The organism is Actinomadura sp. 3N508 (assembly GCF_044326375.1).
In the GTDB taxonomy this organism is placed as follows: domain Bacteria; phylum Actinomycetota; class Actinomycetes; order Streptosporangiales; family Streptosporangiaceae; genus Spirillospora.
Genome location: NZ_JBIRAX010000014.1, coordinates 163,657 through 179,100 on the forward strand (window position 1 = coordinate 163,657; position 15,444 = coordinate 179,100).

The 15,444-nt window shown below is 70.1% G+C and carries 8 protein-coding genes; 4 read left to right on the forward strand and 4 right to left on the reverse strand.

All coding sequences use genetic code 11. The annotated features are described in order from the left end of the window. Positions 1 to 422: 422 nt before the first annotated feature. The 3 genes from ACH34S_RS37075 to ACH34S_RS37085 form a co-directional block, all read right to left on the reverse strand. A complete protein-coding gene (locus tag ACH34S_RS37075; RefSeq protein ID WP_395957573.1) occupies positions 423 to 2,393 on the reverse strand; it encodes a tetratricopeptide repeat protein in 1,971 nt (656 codons plus the stop codon). A 76-nt stretch (positions 2,394 to 2,469) separates the two neighbouring features. Beyond that, positions 2,470 to 2,976 carry an RloB family protein gene (locus tag ACH34S_RS37080; protein WP_395957574.1) on the reverse strand — a complete coding sequence of 169 codons (507 nt, stop codon included), beginning with the start codon at positions 2,974 to 2,976 and terminating at the stop codon, positions 2,470 to 2,472. 100 nt (positions 2,977 to 3,076) lie between these two features. Beyond that, on the reverse strand, positions 3,077 to 4,333 hold the full coding sequence (locus ACH34S_RS37085; protein ID WP_395957575.1) for an ATP/GTP-binding protein: 1,257 nt from the start codon (positions 4,331 to 4,333) through the stop codon (positions 3,077 to 3,079). Positions 4,334 to 4,598: 265 nt separating this feature from the next. Here ACH34S_RS37085 and ACH34S_RS37090 point away from each other — a divergent pair, with 265 nt between their 5' ends. The 4 genes from ACH34S_RS37090 to ACH34S_RS37105 are packed head-to-tail and all read left to right on the forward strand — an operon-like array spanning position 4,599 to position 14,456. Next, positions 4,599 to 8,270 carry a phage resistance protein gene (locus ACH34S_RS37090; RefSeq protein ID WP_395957576.1) on the forward strand — a complete coding sequence of 1,224 codons (3,672 nt, stop codon included), beginning with the start codon at positions 4,599 to 4,601 and terminating at the stop codon, positions 8,268 to 8,270. Continuing rightward, positions 8,267 to 10,987: a BREX-2 system phosphatase PglZ gene (gene pglZ, locus ACH34S_RS37095; RefSeq protein ID WP_395957577.1), complete on the forward strand. Its 2,721-nt coding sequence runs from the start codon at positions 8,267 to 8,269 to the stop codon at positions 10,985 to 10,987. Before ACH34S_RS37090 ends, pglZ begins: the two co-directional genes overlap by 4 nt. Continuing rightward, positions 10,987 to 12,330, forward strand: a complete 1,344-nt coding sequence (gene brxD / locus ACH34S_RS37100; protein WP_395957578.1) for a BREX system ATP-binding protein BrxD — start codon at positions 10,987 to 10,989, stop codon at positions 12,328 to 12,330. The genes pglZ and brxD overlap by 1 nt, the downstream gene beginning before the upstream one ends. Continuing rightward, on the forward strand, positions 12,327 to 14,456 hold the full coding sequence (locus tag ACH34S_RS37105) for a DEAD/DEAH box helicase (protein ID WP_395957579.1): 2,130 nt from the start codon (positions 12,327 to 12,329) through the stop codon (positions 14,454 to 14,456). The genes brxD and ACH34S_RS37105 overlap by 4 nt, the downstream gene beginning before the upstream one ends. Here ACH34S_RS37105 and ACH34S_RS37110 read toward each other — a convergent pair. Beyond that, positions 14,453 to 15,421 (reverse strand): TIGR03557 family F420-dependent LLM class oxidoreductase, encoded by a 969-nt coding sequence (locus ACH34S_RS37110; protein WP_395957580.1) that lies wholly within the window; start codon positions 15,419 to 15,421, stop codon positions 14,453 to 14,455. The two genes, ACH34S_RS37105 and ACH34S_RS37110, sit on opposite strands and share 4 nt — an antisense overlap. Positions 15,422 to 15,444: the final 23 nt, after the last annotated feature.

The following is a 15,444-nucleotide window of genomic DNA, read 5'->3' on the forward strand; positions in this document are numbered from 1 at the left end:
CTACCCAGCAAACTGATCGAAATGGCGGAACCGTTCCCGCCGACTCGACGGTCCGTGCCCGACCCGCAGGATCGCGTGATCAGACCGGCCCCCTCGGCGTGCCAGCGGTCTTCCAGTCCTCCGGCGGTGCCCAGGCCTGAAGGGAGCGCCTGCGAGCGTCAGCCTGGATCCCACGTCGCCCCCCCCGCGAGCGCCGCTTCGTTGCGTCCCGCTCCGGTGCGGAATGCCGACACAACCGGCCGGCCTCCGTCTCATCGACCATGGCGCCACGGAAAGGCGAAGCGGGAAGTGTTCTCTGATCCGGCCCCTATCGGAACGTCCCAAACTCCACGTTCCGCCTCGACGTAATGGGGGGGACACTGGTCGAGGGCCAAGTGGTGGCGAGCTAATTCATCGTTTCCGACATGTTCGCGGGGACGGGTTCAGCGCGTCGCGTCTTGGATTCGGGTGCGAAGCCGTGTCGCGGCCGGGTCGTGGAAGCCTGATAGCTCGTGCAGGGCGTCCGACCAGGAGCTGCGGGCCTCGTCGCGGCGGTTCCGCGCGGTCAGGGTGACGGCCAGGTTGTCCAGCGCGAGTGCCAGTGGCCAGCGGTTGCCGCCGTACTCGCGGAGGATGCCGACGGCCCGGCGGTGGCATGTCTCGGACTCCTCCAGCAGGGAGAGATCCCGAGCGGCCTCCCCTGCGCCGTCCCAGGCGAGGGCCTCCCGTACCCGGTCGCCGATCGTTCCCTGGAGTTCGATCGCCCTTCGGCAAGCCTGGAGGGCGCTGTCCTGCTCGCCCGCTGCCCGCTGCGCTCTGGCCAGCTCCAGGAGCCAGTAGCCCTCCCAGGTCGGATTGCCGTACCGCCGGGCGATCCCCACGGCGCGGCCCGCCGCGTCCAGGGCCCCGGGCACGTCGGCGCGGCCCCGCCGCACCATGCTGAGCAGCCGGAGCGCGTTGCCCTCCCCGCCGCGCTCCGCACGCTCGCTGAACAGCGCCAGGGCGTGCCGGATCGTCGGCTCCGCCCCGTCGAGGTCGCCGAGCTCGACGCGGGCCTCGCCGACGTTGGCCGCGAGGACGGCCTCCCAGCGCGCGTCGTGCAGCGCGCGGTAGACGTCCATCCCGCGCTCGAACATCTCCAGCGCCTCCCGCAGGCGCCGGCTCCGCAGGTGGACAAGGCCCAAGGCGTTCAGCGACAGCGCCTCTCCCTCCCGGTCGCCTGACTCGCGGCGGATCAGGAGCGCGGCGCTGTGCGACTCCGCACCGCGTTCCAGCTCGTGCGACTGGGTGTAGGCCATGCCGAGGCTCTCCAGCAGCTCCGCCTCGCCCCGCCTGTCCCCGGCGCTGCGCGCGGCCTCCAGGCCGATCCGGCTGGTCGCCACCCAGTCCTCGAACGGGTTGAACCGCATGTAGATGTTGCGCAGCACCACCGACAGCTTCCACGCGTGCTCGGGCAGCTCGTTGTCCGCCGCGCCCCGCGTCGCCGCGACCAGGTTGGCGCGCTCGCGCTCGTACCAGCGGACCGCGCCGTCGTAGGAGTCGAACTCCAGCGGCTCGACGCCCTCCTCCGCCCGTGGCAGGGGGACGTTCCTCTCCTGCGGGTTGATCCAGGTCTGGGCCGCGTCGGCCGTGTAGATGTACCAGGTCAGCATCCGCCGCACCGCCCGGTTCCGGTCGTCCTGGCGGTCCTCCCGCCTGGATCTGTCCATCGCGTAACTCCGCAGCAGCTCGTGGAACTGGAAGCGTCCTCCCGGCCCCGGTTCGATCAGATGGGCACTGGCCAGCGCGTCCAGCGAACGCCGCGCCGCGCGGTCCCCCGCCCCGGCGAGCGCCGCCGCCGCGCCCGCGCCGAACTCCGGTCCGGGATGCAGGGACAAGGCCCGGAACAGGGCCGCGGCCTTCGCCGGTAAGGCTCGGTACGACCACGTGAACACGGCACGGATGGCGTCCGCGTCGTCCGCCTCGTCCGCGCCGTCCGGGTCGTCGCCGCGTGCGGGCGGGTCCAGCAGGCCGGACTCGCTCCGCAGCTCCGTGATCAGCTCGCCGAGCGGCGTCCACGGACGGGCCGCGACGCGCTCGGCCGCGACGCGGAGGGCCGGCGGGAGGCGGGCGCACACGTGCGCGAGCTCGGCGAACCGCGCCTGCTCGTCCAGGCGGAACGCGAGACCGGCCGCCCGCAGCAGCGCGACCGCGTCCTGCTCCGGCAGCAGCCGCACCGTGATCCGGCGGGCCCCGTCCCTGGCGACCAGGCCCGGCAGCGCCCCGCGCCCGGTCACGACGACCGCGCAACCGGGAGCGCCGGACAGCAGCGACCGGTACAGCGCCGCGCCCTGGTCCACCTCGCCGGGGATCGCCCGCCGCGCAATACCGAGCGCTGTCAGGAAGCAGTCCTCCGTGCGTGCGCCCCAATGCACGACGAGGGACCTTTGTCACCCCGGCGGTGCCGACGACGAGCGTGATCGGATTCTGAACGACGCGGCAGAATAGAGGCTACTCGCCGGGGACTCTGCGGATGTTCTCCACCAGCCGCCAAACACCACTTGACGGGTTAGGCGGCCATCCGTCACCGTCATGCAGCCTTCGCGCTCTCTTGCACGCATCCGCGACACCGCTCTCGAAATCGTCGAACCGGGTGGCGGTCTTCGACCAGCTCGGCAAAATTGCCCTCAGCTGCTTCTCCGCCTCCCGCGCGCTCTGAAAGGGCCGGCTACAGTCCCTGAGATGCAGGATCAGCCAGAACTCGAATGATGGCGCTGAGAGCGCAAGATTGACGTCGAGGCGCTCCGCCTCAGTGCGGAGCTTTGCGACGAGTTCGTCGTTCAGTTCGGTATCGAGAACACACCACACCTCATCATACTCCGCGGTCCGAATCTCAGCCGCTCTCCTGACCAGGCTCAGATGGTCCTCGCCCGGTTCTTTGACCGTGAGCTGCGAGACTCGTCTCACACATTGGCGCATACCGCCGAAGTAGAGCTTTTCCGTCTTGCCTTCGCACACGATGAGGTAGCTGCGTCGTTCTGATCGCGCCCCAGCTTTCCTGCGCCGAAGATTGGTCTCGGTCTCGAACCGAACCGAACGCCCCCTTTGGCCGTTATTGCTAGAACTCTTCGGCATCGCCGGAGTCTCCCCGGGAACCTAGCGCGGCTGCGAACAGTTCGTCACTGACCAGCGGCACGGCGCCGTAACGGCCGGCGAGATACCGGCGCTCGCGGTTCTCTTCGCTACGCGGCTTGAACTCCGAGACAGGAAAAAGCTCGGTACCGCCGCACTCGTCCTTCTCGGTGAACCAGATGTGATCACGGAGCAGAACGTCCTCACCCGCGATACGCCCCAGCAGGGACACATCGTGGCTAGTGAAGATCAATTGAGCGCCGCGAGGATTGGTCGCCTCGTCTCGGAACATCCTAATCAACTGGGCCGTCAGGATTGGATGCATACTTGCATCGAGTTCGTCGACGACGAACGGGGTTCCGAGGTCGAGTGCCACAAAGATCGGGCGCGCCAACCGATACAGGCTCTGAGTGCCCGTCGACTGCTCCCGTAGGCTCAACAACGCCTTGCCGTCAGCACCTTGATGCCGGAAGTAGAGCTGCTTTCGGCGAGACGGTGCCCTGTCTTCACCGCGTTTCAGCCTGGCGACGCGTGCGGCATATTCTTCCTCGCTCTCCTCAACGACTTCAGTGCCCACAATTCCGGTGTCCGCCGCACGCAGCAAATCCGTAATACGATCCGTATAGCGTATTTGGGGACCCAAAAATGGGGTCAGAAAATCCTTGCTAGAAGTGCGCCACGCGATTCGCTGAAACCATTCGTAAACCGGCTGAACCACTTCCTGCTTGGAGCGGGACGCCAAAGACAGGAAGAGAACGTTGGGTTCGGCAAGTTCCTCGACCTGACGCAGCCCCTTGCGAGAGTGCTCACCGTAATCGAAGTGATCACCCTGGCGGTGGAAGATGACACGTCGCTTCTTGAGCGGATAGCTGTACATCCACTCCTCGACGATCTTGTTGTCGTTGAGCGCAAAGCCGTAGGTATAACGAATTCCATCAATTTCCACGTCTACGGCGAACATGGACGGTTCGTCAGCCATGGCGTCATCCAAAGCAAATGGATGGCGCTCAATGCCGGCACCCGGTTCGTTCTCCCTGAACGACCAACGCACCATGTAGGTCATGTACTGGAACGCGTCGAGCACGTTGGACTTCCCGGAGGCGTTCGCGCCGAAGATCCCGGCCACGGTCAGCGCCTCCCACGGCGCGTCCTCCGGCTGGTCCGCCGGGTAGACGGGCGTGAGCAGCAGTTGCTGCTCCGTTCGCAGCGACCGATGGTTTGCTGCGCGGAAACTTAGCAGCATCGGGCTTCTTACCCCCAATCAGAGACGTACTCATCCTCCAGTGTGCAGGAAAACCGTACGCGTGCCTACCAGTAACGACTAGTAAATACTTGTAGCTACGTGTAGCCACAAGTGGCGGCGCGGCGAAGACCATCCGATACCGCCACAGATCGCCAAGCACTGACGGCCTGCGGCGAGTACTCCTATAGCCTGACTGTCCGCGCTGACCGACATCTGAGCGAGACGCGCGGTGCGGATTGACGGTTGGAGTGGGAGCGGGGCGAGGATGGCGGTTCAGCTGCTTCGGGACCTGATCGACATCCCCGAGCGGGTGCTCGCCGGGGATTTCGTCCTCATGCTGGCCAAGGGCGTCGAGGCGGACTCGACCGTCCGGGACTACGTGGTCACCGACCAGCTGAAGGGATGCTTCGATCAGGCCCTCGGCATCATCCAGTCGACCGTCGAAGGGCGGCAGTCGCGGGCCGTGTACCTGGACGGGTCGTTCGGGTCCGGTAAGAGCCACTTCATGGCCGTGCTGCACGCGATCCTGCGCGGGGAGCCCGAGGCGCTGCAGAAGGACGGGCTGAAGGACGTCGTCCGGAAGCATCGGGCGTGGCTGAAGGACCGCAGGTTCCTGCTCGTCCCGTTCCACATGATCGAGGCGGTGTCGCTGGAGTCGGCGGTGCTGGGCGGGTACGTCCGGCACGTGCGGGAGCTGCATCCGGACGCGCCGCTGCCCGCCGTCTACCGGGACGAGGGCCTGCTCGCCGACGCGCGGGAGCTGCGGGCGACGCTGGGCGACGAGGCGTTCATCGCGGGCATGTCCACCGGGACGGAAGAGGAACAGGAATGGAACGCCGTCGCCTGGACTAGCGACCAGCTCGACGCCGCCCTCGCCGCGCCGCCCGGTGACGGCGAGCGCACGCGGCTGGTCGGAAGCCTCACCGCCACGCACTTCAAGCGGTACGCCGACGCCGTCAGCGGGACCGACTCCTTCATCGGGCTCGACCCCGGGCTCGCCGAGATCAGCAGGCACGCCAAGGACGTCCTCGGCTACGACGCGATCGTGCTGCTGCTGGACGAGCTGGTGCTGTGGCTGTCCGGCTACATCGGCAACATCGAGCGGGTGCAGGCCGAGGCGCAGAAGGTGTCGAAGCTGGTGGAGTCGGCCGAGCACAACCGGCCGGCGCCGATCATCAGCTTCGTGCCCCGGCAGCGGGACCTGCGGGAACTGGTCGGGCGGGACGTCGCAGGCGCCACCACGGCGAGCCTGTTCGACACGCTGAAGTACTGGGACGGCCGGTTCGACACCATCAAGCTCGAAGACCGGAACCTGCCCGCCGTGGTGAAGGCCCGGCTGCTGCGCCCGAAGAGCAAGGACGCGGAGAAGGCGCTGGACACGGCGTTCGAGCGCGTCACCAACGCCCGCTCGGACGTGTGGGAGGCGCTGCTCGACGCGCAGGGCGGCGCGTCCGACGCTGAAGCGTTCCGCGCGACGTACCCGTTCAGCCCGGCGTTCGTGCACGCGATGGTCGACATCTCGTCGGCGCTGCAGCGGCAGCGGACCGCGTTGAAGCTGATGCAGCAGCTCCTGGTCGACTACCGCGACGTCCTGCCGGTGGGGCAGCTCATGCCGCTCGGTGCGATCTACGACGTGCTCGCGCGGGGCGCGGACCGCCCGTTCACCGACAAGCTGCGCGGCGAGTTCCAGCAGGCCAAGGACTTCTACACCGGCCGCCTGTTCCCCTACCTGCTGGACAAGCACGGGCTGACGCCCGAGCAGGTCGCGGACCTGCCGTCGCGGCACGCGTTCCGGGCGGACGACCTCGTCGTCAAGACGCTGCTGCTCGCAGCGCTGGTGCCGAACGTGCCCGCACTGCGCACCCTGACCGCCGGGCGGCTCGCCGCGCTCAACCACGGCTCGATCGTCACGATGCTTCCCGGGCAGGACCGGGTGATGGTCGGCAAGACCCTCCGGGACCTGGCGGGCGAGTTCGGCGAGTTCCAGGTGTCCGCGGGCGACGACCCGACGGTCGAGGTATCGCTGATCCGCGTCGACACGGCCGGGATCCTGCGCAATGTCGTCAACGTCGACGACGACGCGGCCAAGCGGCGCCTCGTCAAGGCGATGCTGTGGAACGAGTTCGGGGCGCAGGACAAGGGCGAGTTCGTCACGTCCCGCCCCATCGTGTGGAAGGGCACCGAACGGGTCGTCGAGCTGATCTTCGGGAACGTGCGGGACCGCGAGCGGCTCCCCGACGAGCAGTTCGAGCCGGAGATGCCGGGCGCGCTGCGCATGGTGGTGGACTATCCGTTCGACGAGGGCGACAAGGGCCCGGCCGAGGACCGGCGGCGGCTCCAGTCGCTGCAAGAGAAACCGGACCCGCCGCTGACGCTCGCGTGGCTCCCCTCGTTCCTGTCCAGGGCCAGGCTCGTGGAGCTGGGCGACCTGATCCGCATCAATTACCTGCTGGAGCGCGGTGACCGGCTGGACGAGCTGACCGCCACCCTCAGCGCCAGCGATCGCGACCATGCGCGCAGCCAGCTCCGGAACCGGCAGGCGGCGCTGAGCGACAAGCTCCGCACCGCGCTGCGCCGCGCCTACGGGCTCGCGAGCCCCGAAGACGCCGACCTCGGGGCCAGGTCCGAAGACCCGGTCATCGCGCTCGACTCCCGGCTCGAACTGCGCACCCCGGCGGGCGTCGAGTTCGGGGACGCCCTCCAACGCCTCGCCGGGCAGCTCCTCGACCACGCCTACCCCAAGCACCCCGACTTCGACCCGACCGGCCGCCGCCAGGTGATCCGCAAGAGCGAGGTCTCCACCGTGCTGCGGACCGTGGAAGAAGCGGTGCAGAACCGGGTCGGCAGGCTTGAGGTTCCCAAAACCGACGTGCCGGTGCTCAAGCGCGTCGCACACCCGGCGCAGATCGCCACCGTCAGCGAAGTGTTCGTCCTGCGCGACGACTGGAAGATGCTGCTCGGGCGTAGGGCCGCGCAGAGCGGCCGTCCCGTTCAAGAGGTCGTCGTCCGCGACGTACGGAAATGGATTCTGGAGGAACAGCCGGGCCTGCCGCCGCTCATCGTCGACCTGATCACCGCCTGCTACGCGCTGCAGGACAACCGCTCCTGGTTCCGAGGCGACCGGCAGATCGCCCCGCAGGAACCCGGCGACATCCATTCCGACATGATGCTGCGCCGCCAGGAACTGCCGAGCGAGGAGGAATTCCAGCGCGCGGGCGAGCGCGCCGAGGCGATCTTCGGTGTGCCGAAACAGCCCGTGAACACGGCACGGGCCGTCCAGTCCATGGCGAGCGCCGTGCGCGTTCAGGCGGGCGACCTGGTCAGTTCTTTGGAAACGCTCGTCACGATCGCCACCGACAATCGTGTCACCCTCGGGCTGGACGACGACTCGCCCCGCCTCGTCACCTCGAAGGCGATGGCCGCCCTGCTCAACCGGGTGGCTGCGGAGACGGACCCGACGAAGCTGCTCAAGAAGCTGGCCGCTGCTGAACTGCCCGAGGATGGAGACGTCTACCGGGCCGTGCTGACGGGCGTCCGAGATCTCGTCAGCACGCTTCCAGCCCTCCAGTGGCGCATTCTCGACCAGCTCCCCACCCTGGCCGAAACCGCAGGGCCGAAGCAGGAACGCGCCGCCGCCCTGCTGGCACGCCTGCGCAGCGCCTCCCGCCACGACGAGTACACCGTCCCGCTCAAAGCCCAGATCCAGGAGATCGAAAGCCTCGCCGTAGACCTCATCATCGACCGCACCGATGGGGAGCATCACTCGGGAGGCGGCACGATCGTGGCAACGGCCACGCTGACGGGCAGCGGGGTCGCGTCATGGAACAGGCGCGTCCTGGGGCGTGACATCGAAGAAGTGATCGAGGAGCTGCGCGCGACCGCTGAAGCCCGTCCGGACAGAACCTTGGACATCACGTGGCGGACTGTGCACGAATGAGCGAGCAGACCGGCGGACGGAATGTCGTGCCCGAGGCGAACCCGAGTGTCGTCGAAGGAGCGCTGCGGCATGCGCTGCGCAAGGCCGCCGCGCACCGCGAGCGGTTCGGGCCGTCCACCGGGCAGGAGCGTGTGCTGCTGCTTCGCGCCGCGCCGGAGTGGCGGCATCTGTCGGGCGAGGTGACCGTCGCGGTCGACGGCGATGAGAAGGTCACGGCGGTCGTCCGGGCGTGCGGGACCGTGCTGTCCGTCCTGGAAGCGCTGGACGAGCCGCGGGCCCCCGAGGCGTACCTGGTGGTGCTGACCCCGTGCGAAGACGATGACTTGGGCGACTCGGTGCTCGCGCGGGCGCTCGGCAACGAGGTCCGGACGATCAACAGATGGGATCTGGTCGCGGAAGCGTTCGGCGCGCGGCGGCTCGATCCGCGCCTCAGCGGCCGGGAGTACCGCTGGGTGGCCGAGGCCCTCATCGACGCGCAGCCCGGGGCGGGCTGGAGGCACGTCAACGCGCCCGTCCTGCAACTCGACACGGTGCTGCGGCGGCTGACGGCGGCGCGGTTCGGCAAGGACGAGGACGAGCGGCTCGACGCGGCGGCACTGCTGGAATGGAGCCGCGACGAGCTGCGCGTCGGCCGGTTCACCGCACTGCCCGATGAGGAGCGCGCCGGGCTCGCGAGCTGGCTGGAGGCATCGGTCGGGCCGGTCGCGAGGGTGGTGTTCCGGCTGCTGGCGGGCGGGCAGGTGCGGGACGCGGTGCCGTTCGGGCTCGCGGCCGCGGAGCTGTACGCTCCTGCGGCTGGACGGAAGAAGGCTCTCGCCGAGGCCCGTGTCCGCGCAGAAGAGCGCTTCCTCGGCGGGACGGCCCCGGACGAGACGTCGCTGCGGGCGTTCGCCGAGGCGGCCGAGTCGCTCGTGCTGCGCTGGAACGACAACGGTCACACGGCCGAGGCCAGGCTCGCGTGCTCGCGCGCCGAGGAGATCCTCGCCGAGCTGCGCGTCGGCGACCTTGCGGGCACGAGTAAGGTCCTGGACGCGGGGCTGGACGCGAGGCTGACCGCGCTCGCGGGCGAGCTGGCGTCCGTCCTGCCCGCACCGCGCGCGGGAGAGCTGGCCGAGGCGGAGGCCGCGCTGGACGCGCTGCTCGAACACCGCCGCCCGGGCGGTCGCACCGACGAGGTCGAGGCGGCGGTGTGCGCCGTCCGGCTCGTCCGCTGGCTGACGGCCCCGGAGGAGCCGCCCGCCACCGTCGCCGACGGCGCCACCCGGCATATCCGCTCGTGGGGGTGGGCGGACAGGGCGGCGACGGTCGTGTTCAACGCCGACACGAGCCGCGTGCCGCGCGCGGAGGCGGCCTACTCCGCCGTCTTCCACGCCGTCAGGGCGCGCAGGGCGGAACTCGATCACGCCTTCGCCGACCGGCTCGTCGCGTGGACGGAGGCGTCCGCCGAGCCCGGGCGGCTGCTGCTCGCCGAGACGCTCCTCGCGGGTACGGCCCGTCCCATGGCCGAGCGCGCCGCACCCTTGATCATCGTCGTGGACGGGATGAGCGCCGCCAACGCCTGCGCGCTCGCCGAGGAGGTCACCGCGACCCGGACGTGGCGGGAGGTCGGGCGGGAGGCCGACGGGCGGGAGGCGGCGCTCGCGACCATCCCGTCCGCGACGGTCTTCTCCCGCGCGAGCCTGTTCTGCGGCGCTCTCACGTCCGGCGGGCAGTCCAAGGAGCGCAGCGGTTTCGCGGCGATGTGGCGTGGGCGGCGCAGCGCGCTGTTCCACAAGGCGGGTCTCGGCACCGGGCCTGGCGCGCGGCTGGCGGACGACGTCCGCCGCGCCATCGCGGACGCGGGAACGGTCGTCGGCGTCGTCCTCAACACCGTGGACGACGCCCTCGCGGACGACTTCCGCGTCAACGCGCCGACCTGGCGGCTCGACCAGATCGACTATCTCCCCACCCTGCTCGCCGAGGCGGCAGGGGCACGGCGTCCCGTCATCATCACCTCCGACCACGGGCACGTGCTCGACCACCGCGACGGGGTGCAGCCGGTGACCGCCGAGTCCGCCCGTTACCGCACCGGTGCTCCCGGGGACGGCGAATTCGCCGTGCGCGGGCCGCGCGTCCTCGCCAGCGGCGGCGAGGTGACCGTGCCCTGGGACGAGCGCATCCGCTACCTTCCCCGCCGTGCCGGGTACCACGGCGGTGTGTCGCCCGCCGAGATGGTGATCCCCGTGCTGGTATTCGTCCCGCCCGGTGTGCCCGCCCCCAAGGGCTGGTTCGAGTACGACACCACCTCGTTGCACGAACCGCTATGGTGGAACCCGCTCCCGAGCGCTCCCGCGCCGCCGCCCGCGCCGCGGAAGACCGTCGTCCAGGACGACGACGCGCTGTTCAGCGTCACCGAGGCCGCAGCGGCCACGGCGGGGCTCGGAACCCAGATCGTGGCGTCCGCGCTGTTCGCCGCGCAGCGCCGGTTCGTGCGGAAGGCGCCGCCGGACGAGGAGATCGCCGCGCTCGTCGACGGCCTCGCCGACGCGGGCGGGAAGCTGCCGACCGGGCAGGCCGCCGCGCTCGTCGGGCAGCCCGCGTTCCGGATGCCGGGCTACCTGTCCACGGTCGGGCGGCTCCTCAATGTCGACGGCTACCAGGTCATCAGCGAGAGCGACGGCGGCCGCACCGTGGAGCTGGACGTCCGGCTGCTGACGCTCCAGTTCCTGGAGAGCTGATGGACGTCACCGCAGTGAGCGCGGCACGGCGCCGGGAGGTCATCGACGCGCTGCGGCGCGGCACCGTCCCGCACGCCGGGCTCGACCTGTTCGCCGTGGGGCTGGAGCGGTTCGAGAACGCGCTGGACGAGGAGCTGTCCGCGGTCGCCGCGAAGGGGTCGGTGTTCAAGGCGGTCCGCGGCGAGTACGGCTCCGGCAAGACGTTCTTCGCGCGGTGGCTGGCCGAGCGGGCGAAACGGCGCGGGTTCGCCGTCACCGAGATCCAGGTCTCCGAAACCGAGACCCCGCTGCACCGGCTGGAGACGGTGTACCGGCGGCTGGTGGAGCGGCTCGCCACGTCGTCGCACCGGCCGAGCGCGCTGCGGGACGTCATCGACGGCTGGTTCTACACGCTGGAGGAGGACGTCCTCGCGGCGGGCTCGGTCCCGGCCGACGCGGACGGGATGCCCGACGCGGGCGCCCTCCAGCGGGGCGTCGACGAGCTGCTCGAACAGCGGCTCGCGTCCGTCGCGCGCACGACGCCAGCGTTCGCCGCCGCGCTGCGCGGCTACCGCAGGGCGGCTCTCGCCGGTGACACCGCCGTCGCCGAGGGGCTCATCGCCTGGATCGGCGGGCAGCCGAACGTGTCCGCGGCGGCCAAGCGGACCGCCGGGATCAAGGGCGATCTCGACCACTTCGGCGCCCTCGGGTTCCTGCAAGGGCTGCTGGCGGTCCTGCGTGATTCCGGGCATCCGGGGCTGCTCGTCGTCCTGGACGAGATCGAGACGCTGCAGCGGGTGCGCGGCGACGTCCGGGAGAAGGGCCTAAACGCGCTGCGCCAGCTCCTGGACGAGATGGACGGCGGCCGTTTCCCCGGCCTCTACCTGATGATCACCGGGACTCCGGCGTTCTTCGACGGCACCCAGGGCGTCCAGCGGCTCCCGCCGCTGGCGCAGCGGCTCGCGACCGACTTCGGCGACCCGAGGTTCGACAACCCCCGTGCCGTGCAGATCCGGCTGACCGGGTTCGACCAGGAGAAACTCGTCCGGCTCGGTGGTCGTGTCCGCGACCTCTACGCGGTGGGGGCGCATCCGCGCGTCGCGTCGATGGCCGACGATTCCTACGTCGGCGAGCTGGCGCGTGCCGTGTCCGGTGAGCTGGGCGGGCAGGTCGGCATCGCCCCGCGGATCTTCCTGCGCAAGCTCGTCGAGCAGGTGCTCGATCGGGTGGACCAGTTCGAGGAATTCGATCCGCGTCGCCATTATTCGCTTACCCTTTCGGCCGCCGAGCTGTCGGACGTGGAGCGTAATGCGTGGCGGCAGCGCGCGGCCGACGCCGACGACGTCGAACTCGACCCGCCATGAGCCTCGCGGGCCGATCGGGCGCGCTCCACCCGTCCCTCGCGCATCACGTCGTCAACAGCCTGGGCTGGGCGAAGCTGCGCCCGCTTCAGGACGAATCGCTCGCGCCGCTGCTGGCCGGCGACGACGCGCTGCTGCTCGCGCCGACCGCAGGCGGCAAGACGGAGGCGGCCGTCTTCCCGCTGCTGACGCGGATGGCCTCGGAATCCTGGGGGCCGGTCTCGCTGATCTATGTGGCTCCGCTTAAGGCTTTGCTCAACAATCTTTTGCCGCGCCTGGAGACCTACACCGGCTGGCTCGGGATGCGGGCTGGGATCTGGCACGGCGACATCACCGGCGGGCGGCGCGCACGGCTGCTGCGCGAACCTCCCGAGCTCCTGCTGACCACCCCGGAGTCACTCGAATCCATGCTGGTGAGCACAAAGGTGGAGCATCGCCGCTGGTTCTCCGGGGTCCGCGCCGTCGTGGTGGACGAGGTGCACGCCTTCGCCGGCGACGACCGGGGCTGGCATCTGCTGGCCGTCCTGGAACGGCTGGCGCGGCTGACGGACGCACCGATCCAGCGTGTCGGGCTGTCGGCCACGGTCGGGAACCCGGAGTCGCTGCTGAGCTGGCTCCAGGGCTCTGTTCGCCGCTCCGCCCACGTCATCGCGCCCGGGGTGGAGATCCCGGAACGTCCGAGCAGCCACCCCGCGTTCACGGAACCCGCAGGGCGGCCGCCGCCGGGGGACGTGCAACTCGACCATGTCGGCTCCATCGCCAACGCCGCCAAGGTCATCGCGGCCCTGCATCCCGGTGAGAAGCGGCTCGTCTTCTGCGACTCGAAACGGCTCGTCGAGGAACTCGGGGCCGCCCTGCGCGCGCGTGGCGTAACGACCTTCCTGTCCCACGCGTCGCTGTCGGCCGACGAGCGGCGACGCTCCGAGCAGGCGTTCGCGGACGCCCGCGACTGCGTCATCGTGTCGACCAGCACCCTCGAACTTGGTATCGACGTCGGCGACCTCGACCGTGTGCTCCAGATCAACGCGCCCGCGTCCGTCGCGTCCTTCCTCCAGCGCTTCGGCCGCGCCGGAAGGCGCACGGGAACCGTCCGGAACTGCCTTTTTCTTGCGCTGGACGAGCCTGGATTCCTGCACGCCGCCGGGCTCCTCCTGCTGTGGGGCCAGGGCTGGGTGGAGCCGGTCGTGCCGCCTCCCGAGCCCCGGCACATCGTCGCCCAGCAACTCCTCGCGCTTTGCCTCCAAGAGCAGCGGATCGGCTCCCACCTGTGGCGCGACTGGCTCGGCCGGTTCGGCGACGGAGCCGAACCCGTCGTCCGCCACCTGACCGAGCTCGGTTTCCTCGACTCCGACGGCGGCATGTTGTTCATCGGGCCGGAAGCGGAAAAACGCTTCGGTCATCGGCATTTCATGGAATTGACCAGTTCGTTCACCGCCATGCCCGAGTTCACGGTGCTCAGCGGCCGGGACGAGATCGGCCGCACCGACCCCGGGCTGCTCACCGAGCGGATCGACGGGCCGCGGCTGCTCCTGCTGGCCGGCCGGTCCTGGCGGGTGACCTGGATCGACTGGAAACGCCGCCGCTGCTTCGTCGAACCCGCCGACGGCGGCGGCAAGGCCCGGTGGACGGTCCCGGCGCTGGACGGCATGTCGTTCGCCCTGTCCCGGGCCGTCCGCGAGGTGCTGCTCGGCGCGACGCCGCCCGTCCGGCTCACCCGGCGCGGGGAGCAGGTGCTCGCCACGGTCCGGGAAGCGGCGATCGACACCGTCCACCCCGGCGGCACGGTGATCGCCCGGTCCGGCGACGATGTCCGCTGGTGGACGTGGGCCGGTCACCGCACCAACGCGACCTTGAAGGCGACGTTGGGCGATCTGGCCGACCCGGGGCAGCGCGTGGACGACTTCTGCATCCGCCTTCGAGCCGGCCTCACCGCCCCCGGCTGGAAGTCCGCCCGCGACGAGGCCCGCGAGCATCCATGCCTGCCCGCGCCCGACGTCAGGGCGCTACACGGGCTGAAGTTCAGCGAGGCGCTCCCGGAGCGCCTGGCCGAGGCGACGCTGTCGGCGCGCCTGGCCGATCTGCGCGGTGCGGAGATCGTCCTGGGCGAGCCGTGCCGCCTCATGCTTTAGGGGAAGTGTTCGCGGAGGGCGGGGAGGAGGTCGGCCTCCGCCCAGGTGCGGAAGTCCTTCTGGTGGTCGGGGCCCGACTGGCAGAAGGAGATGTGCGTGAAGCCCGCGTCGGCCCACTGGCGGACGGCCCGGAGGTAGTCGTCCACGTTGTTGCCGCACGGGACCGACTTGGCGACGTCCTCGGGACGGACGGTCTGGGAGGCGGCCTCGAAGTTCACCGGGCCCGGCAGCTCGGCCATCACCTTCCAGGCCGGGGCCGAGAACCTCCAGATGCGGTGGGCGCGCCGGACGCATTCGTCGTAGTCGTCGCCGTAGGCGACCGGGATCTGGCCGTAGACGGGCTTGCCCGCGCCGCCCTCGTTGTGGAAGAGGTCGACGACCTTCCCCACGGGCTGGTCGGAGATGAGGGCGTCGGCGTGGCGGGCCGCGATGCGGCCGGCGCGCGGGCCGTAGGCGGCCATCCCGATCGGGACGGGACGGTCCGGCAGGTCGTACAGCTTCGCGGAGTCGACGGTGAAGTGGCGGCCCCGGTAGTTCACGTAGTCGCCGCCGAAGAGCGCCCTGATGATCTCGACGGCCTCCTCGAACATCTCGTGCCGGACGTCCACCGACGGCCAGCCGCGTCCCACGACGTGCTCGTTCAGGTTCTCGCCCGAGCCGAGGCCGAGCGTGAAGCGGCCGTCGGACAGGACGCCCATCGTGGCCGCCTTCTGCGCCACCACCGCCGGGTGGTAGCGCATGATCGGGCAGGTCACGAACGTCATCAGCGGGATGCGGTGGGTGGCCTGGGCGAGCGCGCCGAGCACCGACCAGGCGTAGGCCGAGTGGCCCTGGTCCTCCAGCCACGGGAAATAGTGGTCGGAGATGACCGAATAGTTGAAGCCGGCCTCCTCCGCCTCCACCAGGTCGGCGATGAGTTGTTTCGGCGGTGTCTGTTCGCAGAGCAGCGTGTATCCGAATTCCATGCGGGCTCGCCTACCCCTCCGGA

Bases quoted from the DNA above. Each gene is read 5' to 3' on its own strand.
- ACH34S_RS37085 (WP_395957575.1), bottom strand. From the start codon at position 4,333: ATGCTGCTAAGTTTCCGCGCAGCAAACCATCGGTCGCTGCGAACGGAG.
- ACH34S_RS37090 (WP_395957576.1), top strand. From the start codon at position 4,599: ATGGCGGTTCAGCTGCTTCGGGACCTGATCGACATCCCCGAGCGGGTG.
- pglZ (WP_395957577.1), top strand. From the start codon at position 8,267: ATGAGCGAGCAGACCGGCGGACGGAATGTCGTGCCCGAGGCGAACCCG.
- brxD (WP_395957578.1), top strand. From the start codon at position 10,987: ATGGACGTCACCGCAGTGAGCGCGGCACGGCGCCGGGAGGTCATCGAC.
- ACH34S_RS37105 (WP_395957579.1), top strand. From the start codon at position 12,327: ATGAGCCTCGCGGGCCGATCGGGCGCGCTCCACCCGTCCCTCGCGCAT.
- ACH34S_RS37110 (WP_395957580.1), bottom strand. From the start codon at position 15,421: ATGGAATTCGGATACACGCTGCTCTGCGAACAGACACCGCCGAAACAA.